Source organism: Streptomyces sp. NPDC006925 (genome assembly GCF_042869575.1).
Taxonomy (GTDB): Bacteria; Actinomycetota; Actinomycetes; order Streptomycetales; family Streptomycetaceae; genus Streptomyces.
The window spans coordinates 105,277-121,044 of record NZ_JBIAGB010000011.1 but is presented as its reverse complement, the minus strand read 5'-3'; the positions used below and the strand labels follow the sequence as shown (position 1 = coordinate 121,044).

Genomic DNA, 15,768 nt, shown 5'->3' with positions numbered 1-15,768 from the left:
GGTGGGCGCCCGGACGGTTCAGGTGCACAGGGCCACCACCTCGCAGGTGTGCGTCTCCAGCCGGTGGAGCCCGTCGGCGGCCGACAGCCGGACGGTGTCGCCGCGCACCACGGTGCGCCGTCCGTCGGGCCGCACGAGAACGGTGCCGTCGGCGTCGAGGGCGAGCAGCTCGTCCCCGTACCGCAGCAGCACGGCGGCGCCGGGACCGGCCGAGACGGCGGTGCGGCCCGCCGCGAGACCGGCCAGGACGTCACCGTCCGGGCTCAGCACCCAGGTGGTCGGCGCGCCGAGGGGGCGGCCCTGCTCGGGTCGGTGGAAGTCGCTGCCGCCGAGCGGGACGACCTCGTCGCGCCAGGCCCGCGCCCAGGCGAGGGGCGCCGAGTGCCGCCGGTCGGTCCAGGTGTGGTGCCAGAGTTCGGCGTGTCGGGGCCGCCGTGCGGCGAAGGGGAGTTCCCAGCCGCAGTCGTCGGCCAACGGATGGTTGACGGACAGGACGCCGCCCGCTGTCTCGGCCTGCTCCAGCCACTCTCCGGCGGGGCGGCGGAAGTCGATCCACCCGGTGTCGCCGAAGACGTTGGCGTGCCCGAGGTCGGTGGTGACCTCCTGGCCGGGCAGCAGCCGGATGCCCTGCCGGCGGGCGACGGCCGGCAGCCAGGGGTGGTGGCTGACGGTGTTGTGGTCGGTGACGGCGAGGAAGTCCAGGCCCTCGGCGGCCGCGGCGCGGGCCAGTTCGTCCGGGGTGAGGGAGCCGTCGCTGTGCACCGTGTGCGCGTGGAGATCGCCGGCCAGCCACTCCGCGCCGTCCAGGCGGGGGACGCCGCGCCGCGGGCGCCTGTCCGCTGCCGGGTGCGGGGGCGGGGTGGTGGCCGGAGGTGCGGCGGGCGCCCGGGTGCCGAGCCGTACCCGCACCGTCCAGGGCAGGCCCGGGGGCGGGATGCGGTGCAGCCGCAGCAGTACGTGCCAGGTACCGGGTTCCAGCGGGCCGGGCGGATAGCCGGGGGTGGCCCACTCCTCGGTGACGGTGAAGGTGTCGCGGGCGCCGCCCGACCAGCCGCGGAACTCTCCGTGCGGGCCGAGGAGTCCCAGGTCGAGCACGCCCGCGGCGCGCGGGTAGGAGAGGATCGCGGTGAGGGCGCCGGTACCGCCGGGCACCTCGACCGGGACGGTGCGGAGGACCTGCTGGGCGCGCTGCTCCATCGTCCAGGTGCCGTGCCGGATCTGTTCGCGTACGGTCATGACAGCGGGGCCGCTGCGGTTCCGGCTTCCGCGCGGGCGGTGAGGAGGTCTCCGTCCCGGTACAGCAGCGCCCGGTCCGCGCGTGGCAGGGCCCAGCCCCGGGCGCCGGGCGCCGGCTCGCGCTCCTCGGGGACGACGACCTGCACGCTGGTGCCGTCCTCGGGCTCCAGGGTGACCAACTGGGCGCTGCCGAGGTTCTCCACGACCGAGACGGTGCCGCCCACCGCACCGTCCACCGCGCGGTCGGACCAGCTCAGGTACTCGGGGCGGATGCCGTAGACGACCTCCTCGCCCGCTGCGGCCAGCGCGGCGGCCTCGTCGGGCACCGGCAGCTCGCCGCCCGCCACCCGTACGGTCCCCTCCCCGGTGACCCGGCCCGCCAGCAGGTTCATGGGGGTCGATCCGATGAACGAGGCGACGAAGGTGCTGGCGGGGCGGCGGAAGACCTCGGTGGGGGTGCCCACCTGGCGCAGTTCGCCGCCCTCCATCACCGCGAGGCGGTCGGCCATGGCCAGCGCCTCGGCCTGGTCGTGGGTGACGAAGACGGTGGTCACGCCCAGTTCCCGCTGGAGCTTCTTGAGGAAGGTGCGGGCCTCCAGGCGCATCCGCGCGTCCAGGTTGGACAGCGGCTCGTCGAAGAGGAAGACCTGCGGATGGCAGGCCATGGCGCGGGCGAGCGCGGCCCGCTGCTGCTGGCCGCCGGAGAGCTGGCCCGGCCGGCGCTCCGAGAGGTGGCCGAGGCCGAGTTCCTCGGCGGTCCGCCGGGCCTTGGCAGCGCGTTCGGCCCGGCCCACCTTCTTGATCTTCAGCGGGTAGCCGATGTTCTCCTCGACGGTCATGTGCGGGAAGAGGGCGTAGTCCTGGAAGACCATGGCGATGTCCCGGTCGCCCGGCTGCAGTTCCGTGACGTCGCGCGTGCCGATCCGGACGGTGCCGCCGCTGGCGGCCTCCAGTCCCGCGATGGTGCGCAGCAGGGTGGATTTGCCGCAGCCGGAAGGACCCAGGAGGGCGAAGAACTCGCCGTCCCGGACGGTCAGGTCCAGGTCGTGCAGGGCCCGCACGCCACCGGGGTAGACCTTGGCGAGCCGGTCGAGGGTGATGTCTGCCATCAGGCCTTGATCCCTCCGTGGAAGCGGAAGCCGTAGCGGCGGCTGACGAAGAGGAACATCAGCACGACCGGCAGCGAGTAGAGCAGGGAGAAGGTGGAGATCAGCGCGAGGTCGGGCTGGCCACCCTCGGTGTAGAAGGTGTACATGACCACCGCGGCGGGCGATTTGTCGGGCGAGCGCAGCAGCAGGAAGGGAATGAGGAAGTTGCCCCACACCTGGGCGACCGTCCACACCCCGACTGTGGCGAGTCCCGGCCGGACCACCGGCACGACGATGTCCTTCATGACGCGCAGCGGAGAGGCGCCGAAGACCCGCGCGGACTCTTCGTAGGAGCGCGGCGTGGTGTCCATGAAGTCCTTGAGGATGAAGATCGCCGCGGGCAGCAGGCCGCCGGTGAGGACGAGGACGACCCCGAGGTAGGAGTCGACCAGGTCGAGTTCGGCGGCGAGCAGGAAGATCGGCACCATCGCCGCGGTGCCGGTGACGATGGAGGACAGCAGCAGCAGCGCGTACAGCAGCCCGTCCCGGCCGCGGATGTGCACCCGGCTGAGCGCGTAGGCGGCCAGCGCGGAGAGCCCGACGACGAGCACGGCGCTGCCGACGGCCAGGATCAGCGAACTGGCCAGGGAGTTCACGGCGTTGGGGTTGTCCCAGAGCCGTTCGAAGTTGGCGAGGGTGAAGTCGGGCAGCGAGACGGTGATGCCCGGGTGCTTGTCGAAGGGGGCGCTGGCCAGCCACAGCATGGGCAGCGCGAAGAACGCGAGGGTGAGGGCGACCAGGAGGTAGACGCCGACGCCGCGCAGCAGTGCGGCGGCTGGGTTCGCCGGGGTTCTCACGCTGACTCCTCCAGTTCGCTGCCGTGGGCGCCTTCGGCGGATGCTCCGCGTGCGGTCCGGGTCTTCTTCTTGCGGTTCTTCTGGCCGAGCAGCCGCAGGTAGATCACCGCCACCACCAGGTTGATCAGCAGCATCAGGAAGGAGAGCGCGGCGCCGTAGCCCAGCTCTCCGCTGCCGAGCGCCGTCTTGTAGATGTGCACGGGCAGCGTCTCGGTCTGCCCGTCGGGGCCGCCGGCCGTGATGAGGAACGGAGTGAAGTCGTTGAACGTCCACAGGCTGATCAGCAGCAGGTTCGTCAGGATGTGGCCGCGGATGCGCGGGAAGACGACGTCGCGCAGTTGCTGGAATCCGCTCGCCCCGGCCAGCCGCGCGGTCTCCAGATGGGAGGCGGGCACGTTCCCGAGGGCCGCGCTGTAGAGCATCATCGAGAAGGCGCTGCCGCGCCAGATGTTGTAGACGATGATCGACAGCATCGGGTGGTCGAGCAGCCAGGCGGCGCCGGGCGTGCGGAGCAGTTCGTTGAGGGTGCCGCCGTCCCGGTCGAGGAAGGCGATCCACAGGAAGGCGACGACCGAACTGGGCAGGATCCAGGCGAGCATCACCAGCGCTTCGAGCGTCGTCCTGAGCCATCCGCTGCGCTCGCGCATCCACCAGGCGAGCGCGAAGCCGAGTCCGGCCTGGCCGATGACGGCGGAGCCGAGGACGAAGAGCAGGGTGAGCCGGAGCGAGTGCAGGAAGCTCTCGTCACCCAGCGCCTTGGTGATGTTGTCGAATCCGACGAAGCTGGGGTCGATGGCGGGGATTCCGGTCAGCCGGTAGTCGGTGGCGCCCAGGTAGAGCGTCCAGACGGCGGGCAGCACCAGGAACAGGGCGATCAGCACCAGCGCCGGCGCGACGAAGGCGGCGGCCCGGCGGCGGCCGAGTCCGGCCGCGTCCCGCTCCGACTCGCGTCCCCCCGCTTCGTGCGGGCCGCGGTCCGCCGCCGGAGCGGCCTGTTCAGCCGATGATGTGGTCGCTGCCACCGAGCACCTCCTCCAGATCCTTGCGGTAGGCCTGTGCGACGTGGTCGGGCTCCTGGCCCGCCACCACCCGGGCCGTCGCCTCCTGGAGCGCGAGGGAGACGGCGGTGTAGGCGGCGAGCGGGGGCCGGAAGCTGGTGACGGGCAGCGCCTTCTCGGCGCAGAACCGGAGCATGGGGTCCTTCTCCAGGACCGTGTCGTTGACGTCGTCCCGCTCGGTGATCATGGCGGCGTCCCCGAGTCGCGCCCGCAGTGCGCGCGCCGAGTGCAGCGCGGTCAACAGGGCGAACGCCTGCCGGGGATGGCGGGTGTTCGGGTTGAGCACGTGCACGGCGCCGCCGGAGAGGCTGACGTGGTCCCGGCCGCCGATGCCCTCGTGCCGCGCCCGGGCGGGCACCAGGGCATAGCCGACATCGTTGTCACGCCGCTTCATGGGGGCCGTTCCGGTACCGGGGGAGATCACGTCCCGCCAGAAGTAGTCGCCCTCGGCCAGGATGCCCAGCCTGCCCTCCGCGAACTGCTCGAAGGACTTGTCCCGGCCCTTGGCCTCCTGCTGGAGCCGCGGGTCGCCCAGTCCGTGCCGGTAGACGTCCCGGTAGAAGCCGAGCACAGCGCGGAGCTCCGGGGTGTCGCCGTACCAGCGGTCCCCCTTGGCGATCCGGCCGCCGGCTCCGGTGAGCAGCGGGAGCACGCCCTGCATGGTGGTGGCCTCGCCCATCGCGGTACCCGCGTCGATCTGGAGCGGGGTGACGCCGTCGAGGCGCTTGAGCGTGCGGGCCGCGTCGAGGATGTCCTGCCAGCCGGCCGGCTGCCAGTCGGCGGGGAGTCCGGCCCTGCGGAAGAGCGGTTTGTGGAAGTAGAGGACCCGCGCGTCGGTGCCTGCGGGTATGCCGTAGAGCTGTCCCTCGAAACGGGCCAGAGAGCGCACCTTCGGGCTGATCTGCCGCCAGCCGGACCAGTCGGCCACGCCGGTCCCGGCCACCTCGTGCAGCGGTCTGATGTACTCGGCCTGCGCGAACTCGCCCAGCCAGATGCCGTCCAGCGCCATCACGTCCGGCCCCGCCTGCGCCTTCAGGTCGAGGGCCAGCTTGGTCTTGTACTGCTCGTCGTCCACGCCGCTGGGCTGGAACTCCACCCGTACGTCGACGCCTTCGGCGCGCTGCTGGGCGACGAAGCGGGGTATGACCCAGCGTTCGATCCACTCGGCCTCGTCGGCGTTCTTACCGCCCGCGACGGCGTTGGTGGCGACGCTGAGCGCTATCGCACCGTCCCCGCCCTCGCCCCCGCGTGGATCGAGCGGGCTCCCGCAGCCTGCGAGTGTCGCCGAGCCAGCTCCGAGGACGGCGGCGGTCAGCGCGGTTCTCCGCGCGACAACTCCCATCCGGGCCCCTCCTTGCGTCCTTGCGCCAGAGATCGTGCCCGGAAGAGTGGCACGGTGCCCGGATGACGTAAAGAGCTGTTGTCCTTACATTTACATCACGTACACAGCGCCCGGTGGCCGGCCGCCTCGGAAGGGGCGGCTCAGCGCGGAGAGCGCCGGGTGGCCCCGGCGGTGATGCGCCAGGCCGCGTACAGAAAGGCGATCAGCGCCACGAAGATGCCGATGACCAGGAGGTAGAACAGCCCCTCCACGATGGAGCCGAAAACCCCCAGCAGGATCGCCACCGCGACCAGGAACAGGAACAGGAACATCGCGACCTCCCCGTCTCAGCGGCGCGCGAGGCGGCGCTCGCCACCCGCACCCGGGGTGTACTCGATCTCGTAGTGGGCGAAGACGGAGGGCTCGTCCCCGGCCGGCAACACGTCGTCCGTGCCGATGGAGGGGGCATCCTTGACCTGGCCCCTGGGGTACCGGACCTTCAGATACCCCGGCCCCACGGTGGCTCCCGCCAGCGGGACGAAGACCAGCCGGTGCCGGGTGGGCATACCGACGGTCACGGTGGCGAAGGAGGGCTGGTCGGTGGCGGTATCCACGTACACCGACTCCAGCGGGCCGATCCTGCTGCCGCCCGCGTCCACCACGTCGTGCCCGCGCCACTCCCGGATGTCGTCCGGCTCGAACATCTCTTCCTCCCATGTCGGGGGCCTGCTTCCATGGTGGCACCGGATCCCCCGGCGCTCGCGGCAGCGCGCCGAGCGGCGGCACGCGCCCCCTACCGCCCGGCCACGGACGGTGACCGCGGGTCGGCCGCCGCGGTCGCCGCGGCAGCCCGGCCGGACCCCCGGGAGCGCCGCCCCGCCCCGGAGCGGCTCGGCGCCCCCGCTCACCCCCGCAGGGCGGGCGTCCGCGCGGGGCGGCGGGTGACCTCCAGGCGGACTCCTGCGAAGAGGGGGGCCGGGGGGATCCCGTCGAGGACGGACCGGCGGAAGCACATCGGGACACCGTCGCCGCGACATCGGACCCCCTTCGGAGCACCGCCGGTCGCAATCGCGTAGCCGCACTCCCGGCCGGGCTCGGCGGTGGGCCCACCGTGGGGCGGCTCCGGGAGCAGACGCGCCGGTGGAGACGTGAAAGTTCGAGTTTCAATCGCATGACCGAATCCGGTCAGCGTTCAATTCCCGCCGTTACGGCTGGAAACCAGCGGAAGAAAGCAGCAACCTCCGCCCCTCCAGGACGAGTTCACCTATCGTTCACCTTCGACGTGCGGGTTCGTCACACCCTGTGGGTGACGATGGAATCGGCCCAGCTCGGAGCAGTGGACCGGAGGACGACGATGCGACGCCACATGACCGCCGCCAAGGCGTGCCTCTCGGCCCTCGTCCTGCTCCTGTCCGTCCTGCTGGCCGCCGAAGGCACCGGCGCCCTCCTCGCCGCGCCGAGCGGACCGGCGGCACCCATCGCCACCGCCGAGGACGTCTCCCCCTCCGCGGGGCACGAGACCGAGCACGGTGCGGCCGACTGCCACCCGCGTCGCACCGTCCGGCACCCGGGCGCACCGCCCGCCCCCGGTGAGCGTCCGCCGCACGCGTGCGCCCCGCGGCTCGGCCCCCCGGCCGCCGCGAAGCGGATCGCACTGCCCGGCAACGGAAGCGCCGGCATGCCGTGGCGCAGATCCGTCGAGGTCCCCGTACTGCACCAGGTGCTGCTGCACTGATACGGCCGCGGCAGCAGCCCGCCGCCGTCCGTGACCGGCCGGTGAGCGGCGCGCGCCGCCGCGGGGCGCGGCCCCGCCGACCCCCGTACGCAGCCTCCGTACCGCGATCCGCGCGCAGCCCCCGCTGCCCGTTCCCGGACCGGGGCCCCGTACGCCGATCCCGTACGCACCTGAACGCAAGGTATCCCTGATGCGCTCTCTCATCCCGCACGCACGCTCCTTCTCCGCACGGATCAGCGATCGCGACGACGAACGCGAGAGCTACGGCAGGCTGGCGCAGGGCCAGTCCCCCGAAGCCCTCTTCATCTCCTGCTCCGACTCGCGGGTGCAGCCCGCCGTGTTCACCGGCGCCCGCCCCGGGCAGCTCTTCGAACTGCGCACCGCGGGCAACGCCGTGCCGCCCTACACCGGAGCCGAACGCCCCAGCGGCGAATCGGCCACCATCGAGTACGCGGTCCGGGTACTGGAGGTGCCCGAGATCGTGGTGTGCGGGCACTCGCACTGCGGCGCGGTCGGCGCCCTGGTGCGCGGTGAGGACCTGGCGGCCGTGCCGGCCGTGCACGGCTGGCTGACCGCCCAACTGCAATCCTCCGCCGAGCTGGCCCCCGACGACGAGGCCCGCACGCAACCCGACGTGGCCGCAGCCGTGCAGCGCCATGTACGCGCCCAGTTGGCCCGGCTGCGCGACCATCCCTGCGTCGCCGAGCGCGAGGCCGCCGGGCTGCTGCGGCTGCGCGGCTGGTTCTACGGCATCGACACCGGTCTGATACTCCAACTCGACACGCGTCTCGACGCGTTCCTCCCGCTGTGAGAGGCGGCGTCATGACGCACTCCGAGAACTCCGAGAACAGCAGTGTGCAGAATCCGGGCGGCGCACGTGCCGTGCTTCCCCTGCCCGACCGGAGCACCCTGCGGGCGGACTTCACCGCCTCGCTGGTCGTCTTCCTCGTCGCCGTGCCGCTGTGCGTGGGCATCGCCGTAGCCTCCGGCGTACCGGCCGAACTCGGGCTGGTCACCGGCATCGTGGGCGGTCTGGTCACCGGGTTCCTGCCCGGCAGCAGTCTCCAGGTCAGCGGCCCCGCCGCCGGGCTGACGGTGCTGGTGTACGAGGCCGTGCAGACCTACGGCATCGGCGCGCTCGGCGTCCTGGTCCTGCTGGCGGGGCTGCTGCAACTGCTGATGGGCGTGCTCCGGCTGGGCCGCTGGTTCCGCGCCATCTCCGTCTCCGTCGTGCAGGGGATGCTCGCGGGCATCGGCCTGGTGCTGATCGCCGGTCAGCTCTACGCGCTGGCCGACGCCGAGGCACCCGCGAGCGGTCCGGAGAAGATCCTGGGCCTGGGCGGGCTGGTGCTGGACACCGCAGGCGACAGCACCGCCGCGACCGCCCTGGCGATCGGGGCCGGGACGGTGGCCGTCCTGCTGCTGTGGCCGAAGTGGCGGCCAGCGGCGCGGGTGCTGCCCGCGCCGCTGGCGGCGGTGCTGCTGGCCACGGCGGCGACTGCGGTGTTCGACCTGCCCGTCGCCCGCGTCGAGGTGCAGGGTCTGCTGGACTCCGTCCAGCCTCCGGGCCTGGACGAGTTCGGCGGCCTCGCCTCGTTCGGCATGCTGGGCACGGTGCTCGCGTTCACCCTGATCGCCTCGGCCGAGTCGCTGTTCAGCGCGGCAGCCGTCGACCGGCTGCACGACGGTCCGCGCACCGACTACAACAAGGAGCTGATGGCCCAGGGCGCCGGGAACACCGTGTGCGGGGCGCTGGGCGCGCTGCCGATGACGGCGGTCATCGTCCGCAGCTCGGCCAACGTCCACGCCGGGGCCAGGACGAAGGTCTCCCGGGTGCTGCACGGCCTGTGGCTGCTGCTGTTCGCGGCCGCATTCCCCGCTGCGCTCGGCATGATCCCGCTCTCCGCGCTGGCGGGCGTCCTGGTGCACGCGGGCTGGAAGCTGATCCCGCTCCGCGACCTGGGGCCGATGTGGCGGGAGCACCGCGCGGAGGTGGTGGTGCTGGCCGTCACGGCGCTGGCCATCGTGCTGACCAACATGTTCGAAGGGGTGCTGCTGGGGCTGCTGATGGCCGTCGTGAAGACCGCCTGGGAGACCTCCCACGTCCACGTCGAGACGGAGGACCCAGGCGCCGGACGGCCGCTGCGGGTCACGGTGCTGGGAAACGCCACTTTCCTGCGGCTGCCCAAACTGCAGGACCAGTTGGAGGCGCTGCCGGCCGACCGGCGCGTCGAACTGTGCCTGGAGAAGCTCCGGCACATGGACCACGCCTGCGGGCTCGCCCTGTCCACCTGGGAGGAGCAGCACAACAAGGCCGCCGCACGCGGCGGTGCCGCCGGGTCCGGTGCCGGGGAGCAGCACGGGGAGCAGCACGGGGAGGGCGCTTCTAGCATGATCCGATGACACGATTCGAGGGATACGCGGCGCTGGTGACCGGCGCCGGACAGGGCATCGGAGCGGCCGTCGCACGCCGGCTCGCCGCCGAAGGCGCACAGGTCCTGGTCACCGACCGGGATCCGGACCGCGCCGAGCGGATCGCCGCGGACATCCGCGGCAGCGGCGGCCGGGCCGCGTCCCGCGGCTGCGACGTGACGGACGCCTCGGCGGCGCAGGCAACGGCCGACCGCGCCGCCGAGGTGTTCGGAGGACTCGACGTCCTGGTCAACAACGCCTACGCCTGCCACCGCGATCCGGCCCGCTTCGAGGACTGGCAGGAAGCGTCCTGGTACGAGGACTTCGAGGTCACCCTGCACGGGGCGGCGCGGTGCACCCGTGCCGCACTGCCCCTGCTGGCCGCGGCCGAGGGGCGGGGTGCCGTCGTCAACGTGGGCTCGGTCAACGCGGAGCGGCACTTCGGGGAGCACGCCTACAGCGCCGCCAAGGCCGGGCTGGCCTCCCTCACCCGCACCCTGGCCGTCGAGTCGGCGCCGCGCGGGGTGCGGGTCAACCTGGTCGAGCCCGGCACGGTGCGCACCGACGTGTGGCGGGAGCGGGCCGAGATGCTGGAGCGCGTCACCGCACACTATCCCCTCGGCCGGGTGGGCGAGCCGTCGGACATCGCCGCAGCCGTGGCGTTCCTGGCCTCCCGGGACGCGGCCTGGATCACCGGGGTCAGCCTCCCGGTGGACGGCGGACTGCTGGTGTCCAACCTCGCGATGAACCGCACCATGGCGCAGCCCTGACCGGCCGCCACCCGGCCCGGACGGCGCCGGTCTCGCCCGGTCCGGGTCCGGGCGCGCGGACTCACTCCTCGGCGCGCCGCGCGAGCTGCCGCGCGTACCCGGCCATCGAGCGCTGATAGCGCGGCAGATGCGGGGCGAGCGCCGTCAGCAGGAGGGGCACCGCCTCGCGGGAGCGGCCGAGGTCGGTGAGGGCCAGCGCGAGAACGGCACGCACAGCGTCCTCCAGCGCGACGACCTCGGCCCTCTCGTGCGCCCCGCCCGCACGGTCGGTGCCGTCGGTGCCGTCCGCGCCGTCCGTCCCGATGTCGCGCTCCAGTTCGGCCCGCAGCAGCGCGACGCTCTCGCCGGGCCGGTCCAGATTGCGCAGCGAGCTGGCGAGCTGGATGACGGCACGGCGGCGGCGCACCCCGGTCAGTCCACCGTGCAGCGCCTCCCGGTAGAGCGGGACGGCCCGCTCCGGGAGGCCCGTGGAATCGAAGGCGCAGGCCCGTTCGAAGGCGGCCTGCGGGCTCCCCGCGGGCAGTTCGCCGGCCAGCTCCCCGACCGCGGCGCGGAACCCGTCCGCTCCGCGCTCGGCCACCAGCGCGTCCATCCGCGCCCAGGTGTCGGCCACCCGCCGCTCCCAGTCGGCGCCGTCCCCGCTCGTACCGCCCGCGTCCTGTCCGTTCACGGCGTCAGCTTCACACGCCGGGCGGCCCGCGGCCAGGGGCCGTCGGTCCGGGGCCCGCGAGGTCGGTCCGGCGGGGCCGGGTGCGGCGGGCGGAAGCGGGCCTCCGGCCGCCGCATCGGGCGCTGCCGCGGCGTCACACCGCGGCGGCGGCGTCAGACGTGCACGCCGCGGCTGCGCAGCCAGGGCAGCGGGTCGACCCCCGAACCGACGTCGGGAGTGACCCGGACCTCGAAGTGCAGGTGCGGTCCTGTGGAGTTGCCGGTGCTCCCGGACAGCCCGATCTGCTCGCCCGCGTGTACCCGGTCGCCCTGCCGGGTCTGGATCCGGGAGAGGTGCGCGTACTGGGTGTAGTAGCCGTTGGGGTGCTTGATGACGATGTGGTTGCCGAACGGCCCGCCGCCGCCGGTCCGTACGACGGTCCCGGCACCGACGGCCCGCACCGGAGTGCCGGTGCCGACGGCGAAGTCCTGGCCGGTGTGGCTGTGGGCCCAGCGCTTGCCCGCCGAGGCGAAGCCCGCCGACAGCGTGTAACCCTCGACCGGGGCCACCCACTTCGCTTCCTCGCCGTCGGAGCGGAGCGCGGCACGGGTGATCGGCCCGGCGGCGCGTGCGACCCTCTCCTCCCGTGCCTCCCGGACCCGCTCGCCGGCCTGGTTCAGCCGCTGTTCGACGGCACGCTGCGCGCGCCGCCGCCGGTCGGCCTCGGCCTTCAGCTCGCCCAGCACCGTTTGCCGGTGCGCCCGCTGCCGGTCCAGCTGCCGCTGGACCGTCTCCGTGGTGCGCAGCAGCCGGTGGAAGGCGTGGTCGCCCTGGTGCTGGGCACGGAGCTGGTCGAAGAGCGTGTCCGGCGATCCGACGGTCAGCAGCCGGGTGGCGGGGGCCCAGCCGCCCTGCTGGTACTGCTTGCGGGCGACGGCGCCGAGCTGCCGGTGCAGCCGCCGCAGCCGGTGCTCTCCTCTGCTGACGGCGCGTTCGGCCCGGGCGACCGCCGCGCGCTGGGCCGCCACCTTGCGGGTGGCGGCCTCGTAGCGGGCGGCGGCGGCCGCGGCCTCCCGGTAGAGCGCGGGCAGTGGCCGCGCGGCCTCGGCGACGCCCTTCGCGGGGGCGGTTCCCGCGGCCTGCGGCGTGCCTCCGGCGAGTACCGCGGCACACACCAGTGCGGCCAGCGGAGCCGCCGCCCGTCTCTTTCGTACGGCCTCATTCATGGCACGATCGTGCGGCCGGGAACCGCGTGGAGGCCGGTTGGCGAGCGCGGCGCGCGGGCAGCTTGAGCCGTTCGCCGCAGCGGTCTGTCCTCAGGACGGGTGCTTTCCCGCCCGGCGTGCGAGTGCGTCAGTCGTGCCGGGCGACTGCCCGGCCGGGGCCGGGAGCCGCGCCGCCGCCCTCCCCGGGCCGGGGCCGCAGCAGCAGCCAGGCCAGGACGGCGGCGACCGCGAGCAGTGCGGCACCGGCCAGCCCGGCGGCCTGGACGCCGACGGTGAAGGCGGACCTGGCCTCGGCGACCAGCACCCTGCCGGGCTCACCACCCAGGTGCGCGGCGGCGGCGAGCGCGTTGCCGAGCGTCTCGCGGGCCGTCTCCAGCGCGGCGGCCGGTACGCCGTCGACCGGGTCGAGGCGCATCCGGTACACGGAGGTGAGCACGCTGCCCAGCACGGCCACGCCGAGGGCCCCCAGCTCGATGCCGGTCTCGGAGACGGCGGAGGCGGCCCCCGCGCGCTCGGGCGGGACGGCGGCCAGGACCATGCTGTTGGTCAGCGTCATCACCGTGCCCACACCCAGGCTGACCAGGCAGAAGGCCAGGACGACCAGGGCCGCTCCGGGGCCGGGCGGCAGTGCCTTCAGCACCGCGGATCCCGCGGCCGAGGTCGCCAGCCCTGCGCTGGGCAGGTCGGAGCGGCCCGGCGAGGGATTTTTGGTCTCGGGTACCAGCAGCGCCCGCCATGCGCTGCGCGGAGACCGGCTCAGCCGGCTCCGCCGCTGCCGAAGGATCCGCTCTTGCCGGGCTCCCATTTCTTGCGCGTCGGTGGTTCGCCCGGATGGTGCTCGCGGTCGCCCTGGTCGTGCACCCCGCTGTGCGGCAGCCGACGGATCCCGTCGCGCGGCATCTCGTCCGGCTCGCGGTTCTCCGTGATCTCCTCGACCGGGCCGCTGTCGGGCAGGTGCGGCTGCTGGTCGGGCTCCGGGAGTTCGGGCTCACGGCTCTTGATCCGGATGCCGAGCCAGACGGCGCCGATCAACGCGGCCACGATCAGCAGCCCGATGAGCCCGGGCACCAAGCCCACCAGGTGATCGCGGGCGGCGAGGTCCGTCGCCGTTCCGAGGACGTCCGCGTTCATGTACTCAGCCCCCTTCGGCTCGCGGTGTCGCCCCACGGGGTTTCCGCAGCCGTCGGGCCGGAAACCTCGCTCTGGGGCGAGCACCCGGCCGCGCCGCGCTCAGTCGCCGTCCTGCGCGCTCGCGGCGGTGCGGCCGTTGACCGCGCGCACCCCCGGCACCGCCACCAGCTCGCCCACCAGTTCCGGCACCGAGCCCGGCCCGGAGACCGCGAGGGTCAGCCGCGCCAGATCCGGTTGCCGCTCGTCCATCTGCTCGACGTTGGTCTCGGTCACCGCGAACCCCCGATCGGTGCACAGCTCCAGCACCGTGCGCAGCACGCCCCTCCCCTCCTGGTAGGTGAGCCGCAGATGGCCGGGCTCCACGCCCGGCAACCGATCGCTGATCTTGGTGAAGCCCCACACCGTGAGGAAGTGCATCGCCACGACTGCCACGGCCAGCAGCGGCAGACCCGCGCCGCAGGCCATCCCGACCGCGGCCGAGACCCACACGATCGCCGCGGTCGTCAGCCCGCGCACCACGTCGCGGCGCAGGAAGATGACCCCGGCACCGAGGAACCCGACGCCCGAGACCACCTGCGCCGCGATCCGGGACGGGTCGAAGGAGACGTCCTCCATCCCCATCAGATCGGCGAAGCCGTACTTGCTGACCAGCATGAAGAGCGCGGCACCGATGCCCACCAGCGCATGGGTGCGCAGTCCCGCGCTCTTGCGCTTGGCCCGCCTCTCCAGCCCGATCAGCGAGGTCAGGACGAAGGCGAGGGCGAGGTCGGCGAACTGCGGCCAGCCCTGGCCCGTCGAGGAGAAGAACGCGTCGTTCATGTCCGAGGTCTCACCGCTTCACATGGTCCGTCCGGGCAGGCGGCCCGCAGACGGCGACGGACGGGCGGCGCCCCGCACCGCGCCCGTCTCCGTCCCCGTATCCGTCTCCGTCTCCGTCTCCGTCTCCGTCTCCGTCTCCGTCTCCGTCTCCGTCAGGGTCCGACTGCCCGTGTTCCTGTGTTCCTGGTTCCTGGGTCCCTGAAGAAGTTTTCCGATTTTCTCCGTTTGGCACCTGTTTCGCCCCGTTTCACCGTTTCGTTGCGCGACGCGTGGGGACCCGCTCCGGTGAGCCGACCTCGGAGGTGATCCCACGTGCAGCAGGACCAGACGACCCGTGACGAGAACGCCCGGGAAACCCGCCGCCCGACAGTGCACGTCTCGCGGACGGCGAGCCGCCCGGACGGCCCCATGAGCTACGGGCCGCGCTCCTCCCGCGGCGACGGGGACCCGGAATCGCACATCTTCCGCGGCGAGGACTGAGCCCGCTCCGACCGGGCCGGGACGGTGCCGGCCCCGGGCCGCCACGCGGCACCCGGGGCCGCCCGGGTACCCGTACCCGCCCGCCGCACTCCGCCCGGATGCCGGACCGGCCGGGCGGAGGACCGCACCCCGGCGACGGGCGGCCGCGCAGCCGGACGGCAGCCGTCGACGCCGACCAGGTCGAAGGGCGCCCAGCCGACGGGCCCCCAGGAGCCGGAGGCGTAGGTGACCCGCCCGCCGAAGTGTCCGGATCGCCGCCGCGGCCCGGGCGAGAAACGCGTGGAGCCGTTCGGGCACCGGCCCCGGCGAGGCGCCGAGCTCGTCGTCGACGCTCTCGACACGGCACACGGCACACGCCTGGGGCGGATCTGAGCCCGGCTGCGTGGTGCACAGCGATCGCGGCAGTGCAGACACGACCGCCCAGCTCCGGCCGCAAATGGGGAAGTCGGGACTGCGGCAGGGCTGCGGACGCACCGGATCACGCTTCGACAACGCCGCCGCGGAAAGCTTCTGGTCCCTGCTCGAAGAGGAGATCGGCGCCTGGTGACCCCCGTGCGGGTGGTCAGGACTGTGGGTGCGGTCGTTGCTGGGGCGTCGGGGTGGTGTTTGCGGGAATACGGGAGGGGGTGTGTCGCTCTTCGGAGGCGCGGTTGGGGGGTCGGTAGCGTACTGGGGGGTGCGGGTGTCGGCCCGGTGTTGCCGGTGGTCGCTGCGATGCGGCACTGGGCGCTTTTGGGCGCATGTCGAAGCGTGAAATCGGGGTTGTGGAGGCAGCCGTGGCGGAGTCGCAGGACGACGGGCGGCTCGCGGGGCGCTTGGCGGCCCTCGCCGCGCTGGGGTTCGTGCTGGTCATTCCGCCGTTGCTGGCGCGGTTCGACCGGGTGGACCGGGTTTTCGGCGTACCGGTTCTGTGGGCGTACCTCTATCTCGTCTGGGTGGTCGTGATCGGCCTGGTCGCCGCCGTGTGCGCCAGGTCCCGGTAGCAC

Annotated in this window: 18 protein-coding genes; 6 read left to right on the top strand and 12 right to left on the bottom strand. The window is 73.3% G+C overall.

Features of this window, described 5'->3' with window-relative positions:
• Positions 1–18 precede the first annotated feature (18 nt).
• The 7 genes from ACFYNS_RS17300 to ACFYNS_RS17270 form a co-directional block, all read right to left on the bottom strand.
• Positions 19–1,236 (bottom strand): CehA/McbA family metallohydrolase, encoded by a 1,218-nt coding sequence (locus tag ACFYNS_RS17300; protein WP_388603602.1) that lies wholly within the window; start codon positions 1,234–1,236, stop codon positions 19–21.
• On the bottom strand, positions 1,233–2,345 hold the full coding sequence (locus ACFYNS_RS17295; RefSeq protein ID WP_360293154.1) for an ABC transporter ATP-binding protein: 1,113 nt from the start codon (positions 2,343–2,345) through the stop codon (positions 1,233–1,235). The genes ACFYNS_RS17300 and ACFYNS_RS17295 overlap by 4 nt, the downstream gene beginning before the upstream one ends.
• Positions 2,345–3,181: a carbohydrate ABC transporter permease gene (locus ACFYNS_RS17290; RefSeq protein WP_360293157.1), complete on the bottom strand. Its 837-nt coding sequence runs from the start codon at positions 3,179–3,181 to the stop codon at positions 2,345–2,347. Before ACFYNS_RS17290 ends, ACFYNS_RS17295 begins: the two co-directional genes overlap by 1 nt.
• Positions 3,178–4,203: a carbohydrate ABC transporter permease gene (locus ACFYNS_RS17285; protein ID WP_388603599.1), complete on the bottom strand. Its 1,026-nt coding sequence runs from the start codon at positions 4,201–4,203 to the stop codon at positions 3,178–3,180. Before ACFYNS_RS17285 ends, ACFYNS_RS17290 begins: the two co-directional genes overlap by 4 nt.
• Positions 4,178–5,581 carry an extracellular solute-binding protein gene (locus ACFYNS_RS17280; protein WP_388603597.1) on the bottom strand — a complete coding sequence of 468 codons (1,404 nt, stop codon included), beginning with the start codon at positions 5,579–5,581 and terminating at the stop codon, positions 4,178–4,180. The genes ACFYNS_RS17285 and ACFYNS_RS17280 overlap by 26 nt, the downstream gene beginning before the upstream one ends.
• A gap of 140 nt (positions 5,582–5,721) precedes the next feature.
• Positions 5,722–5,892, bottom strand: a complete 171-nt coding sequence (locus ACFYNS_RS17275; protein ID WP_360293165.1) for a hypothetical protein — start codon at positions 5,890–5,892, stop codon at positions 5,722–5,724.
• A gap of 15 nt (positions 5,893–5,907) precedes the next feature.
• Positions 5,908–6,264, bottom strand: a complete 357-nt coding sequence (locus tag ACFYNS_RS17270) for a PRC-barrel domain-containing protein (RefSeq protein ID WP_360293167.1) — start codon at positions 6,262–6,264, stop codon at positions 5,908–5,910.
• Positions 6,265–6,866: 602 nt separating this feature from the next.
• On the opposite strand from ACFYNS_RS17270, the gene ACFYNS_RS17265 reads away from it, so the two are divergent.
• From ACFYNS_RS17265 to ACFYNS_RS17250, 4 genes are all read left to right on the top strand, one after another.
• On the top strand, positions 6,867–7,295 hold the full coding sequence (locus tag ACFYNS_RS17265) for a hypothetical protein (protein ID WP_360293170.1): 429 nt from the start codon (positions 6,867–6,869) through the stop codon (positions 7,293–7,295).
• 190 nt (positions 7,296–7,485) lie between these two features.
• On the top strand, positions 7,486–8,106 hold the full coding sequence (locus ACFYNS_RS17260) for a carbonic anhydrase (protein WP_366773538.1): 621 nt from the start codon (positions 7,486–7,488) through the stop codon (positions 8,104–8,106).
• Positions 8,107–8,117: 11 nt separating this feature from the next.
• Positions 8,118–9,698 carry a SulP family inorganic anion transporter gene (locus ACFYNS_RS17255; protein ID WP_360300174.1) on the top strand — a complete coding sequence of 527 codons (1,581 nt, stop codon included), beginning with the start codon at positions 8,118–8,120 and terminating at the stop codon, positions 9,696–9,698.
• Complete coding sequence (locus ACFYNS_RS17250) at positions 9,695–10,477, top strand: SDR family NAD(P)-dependent oxidoreductase (protein ID WP_360300177.1); 783 nt, start codon at positions 9,695–9,697, stop codon at positions 10,475–10,477. The genes ACFYNS_RS17255 and ACFYNS_RS17250 overlap by 4 nt, the downstream gene beginning before the upstream one ends.
• 61 nt (positions 10,478–10,538) lie before the next feature.
• Here the strand turns inward: ACFYNS_RS17250 and ACFYNS_RS17245 are convergent, their stop codons facing one another.
• From ACFYNS_RS17245 to ACFYNS_RS17225, 5 genes are all read right to left on the bottom strand, one after another.
• Positions 10,539–11,147, bottom strand: a complete 609-nt coding sequence (locus ACFYNS_RS17245) for a tetratricopeptide repeat protein (RefSeq protein ID WP_360300180.1) — start codon at positions 11,145–11,147, stop codon at positions 10,539–10,541.
• Positions 11,148–11,299: 152 nt separating this feature from the next.
• The gene (locus ACFYNS_RS17240; protein ID WP_360300183.1) at positions 11,300–12,352 is read right to left on the bottom strand and encodes a M23 family metallopeptidase; all 1,053 of its coding nucleotides are present in this window, start codon (positions 12,350–12,352) and stop codon (positions 11,300–11,302) included.
• Between the two features lie 127 nt (positions 12,353–12,479).
• Positions 12,480–12,992 (bottom strand): hypothetical protein, encoded by a 513-nt coding sequence (locus ACFYNS_RS17235; RefSeq protein ID WP_388603593.1) that lies wholly within the window; start codon positions 12,990–12,992, stop codon positions 12,480–12,482.
• 116 nt (positions 12,993–13,108) lie between these two features.
• Positions 13,109–13,483, bottom strand: a complete 375-nt coding sequence (locus tag ACFYNS_RS17230; protein WP_075000549.1) for a DUF6479 family protein — start codon at positions 13,481–13,483, stop codon at positions 13,109–13,111.
• A 99-nt stretch (positions 13,484–13,582) separates the two neighbouring features.
• Positions 13,583–14,302: an MgtC/SapB family protein gene (locus tag ACFYNS_RS17225; protein ID WP_360300189.1), complete on the bottom strand. Its 720-nt coding sequence runs from the start codon at positions 14,300–14,302 to the stop codon at positions 13,583–13,585.
• A 312-nt stretch (positions 14,303–14,614) separates the two neighbouring features.
• On the opposite strand from ACFYNS_RS17225, the gene ACFYNS_RS17220 reads away from it, so the two are divergent.
• Both ACFYNS_RS17220 and ACFYNS_RS17215 read left to right on the top strand, forming a co-directional pair.
• Positions 14,615–14,782, top strand: a complete 168-nt coding sequence (locus tag ACFYNS_RS17220; protein WP_162637625.1) for a hypothetical protein — start codon at positions 14,615–14,617, stop codon at positions 14,780–14,782.
• Positions 14,783–15,522: 740 nt separating this feature from the next.
• Complete coding sequence (locus ACFYNS_RS17215) at positions 15,523–15,765, top strand: hypothetical protein (protein WP_360300193.1); 243 nt, start codon at positions 15,523–15,525, stop codon at positions 15,763–15,765.
• Positions 15,766–15,768 lie beyond the last annotated feature (3 nt).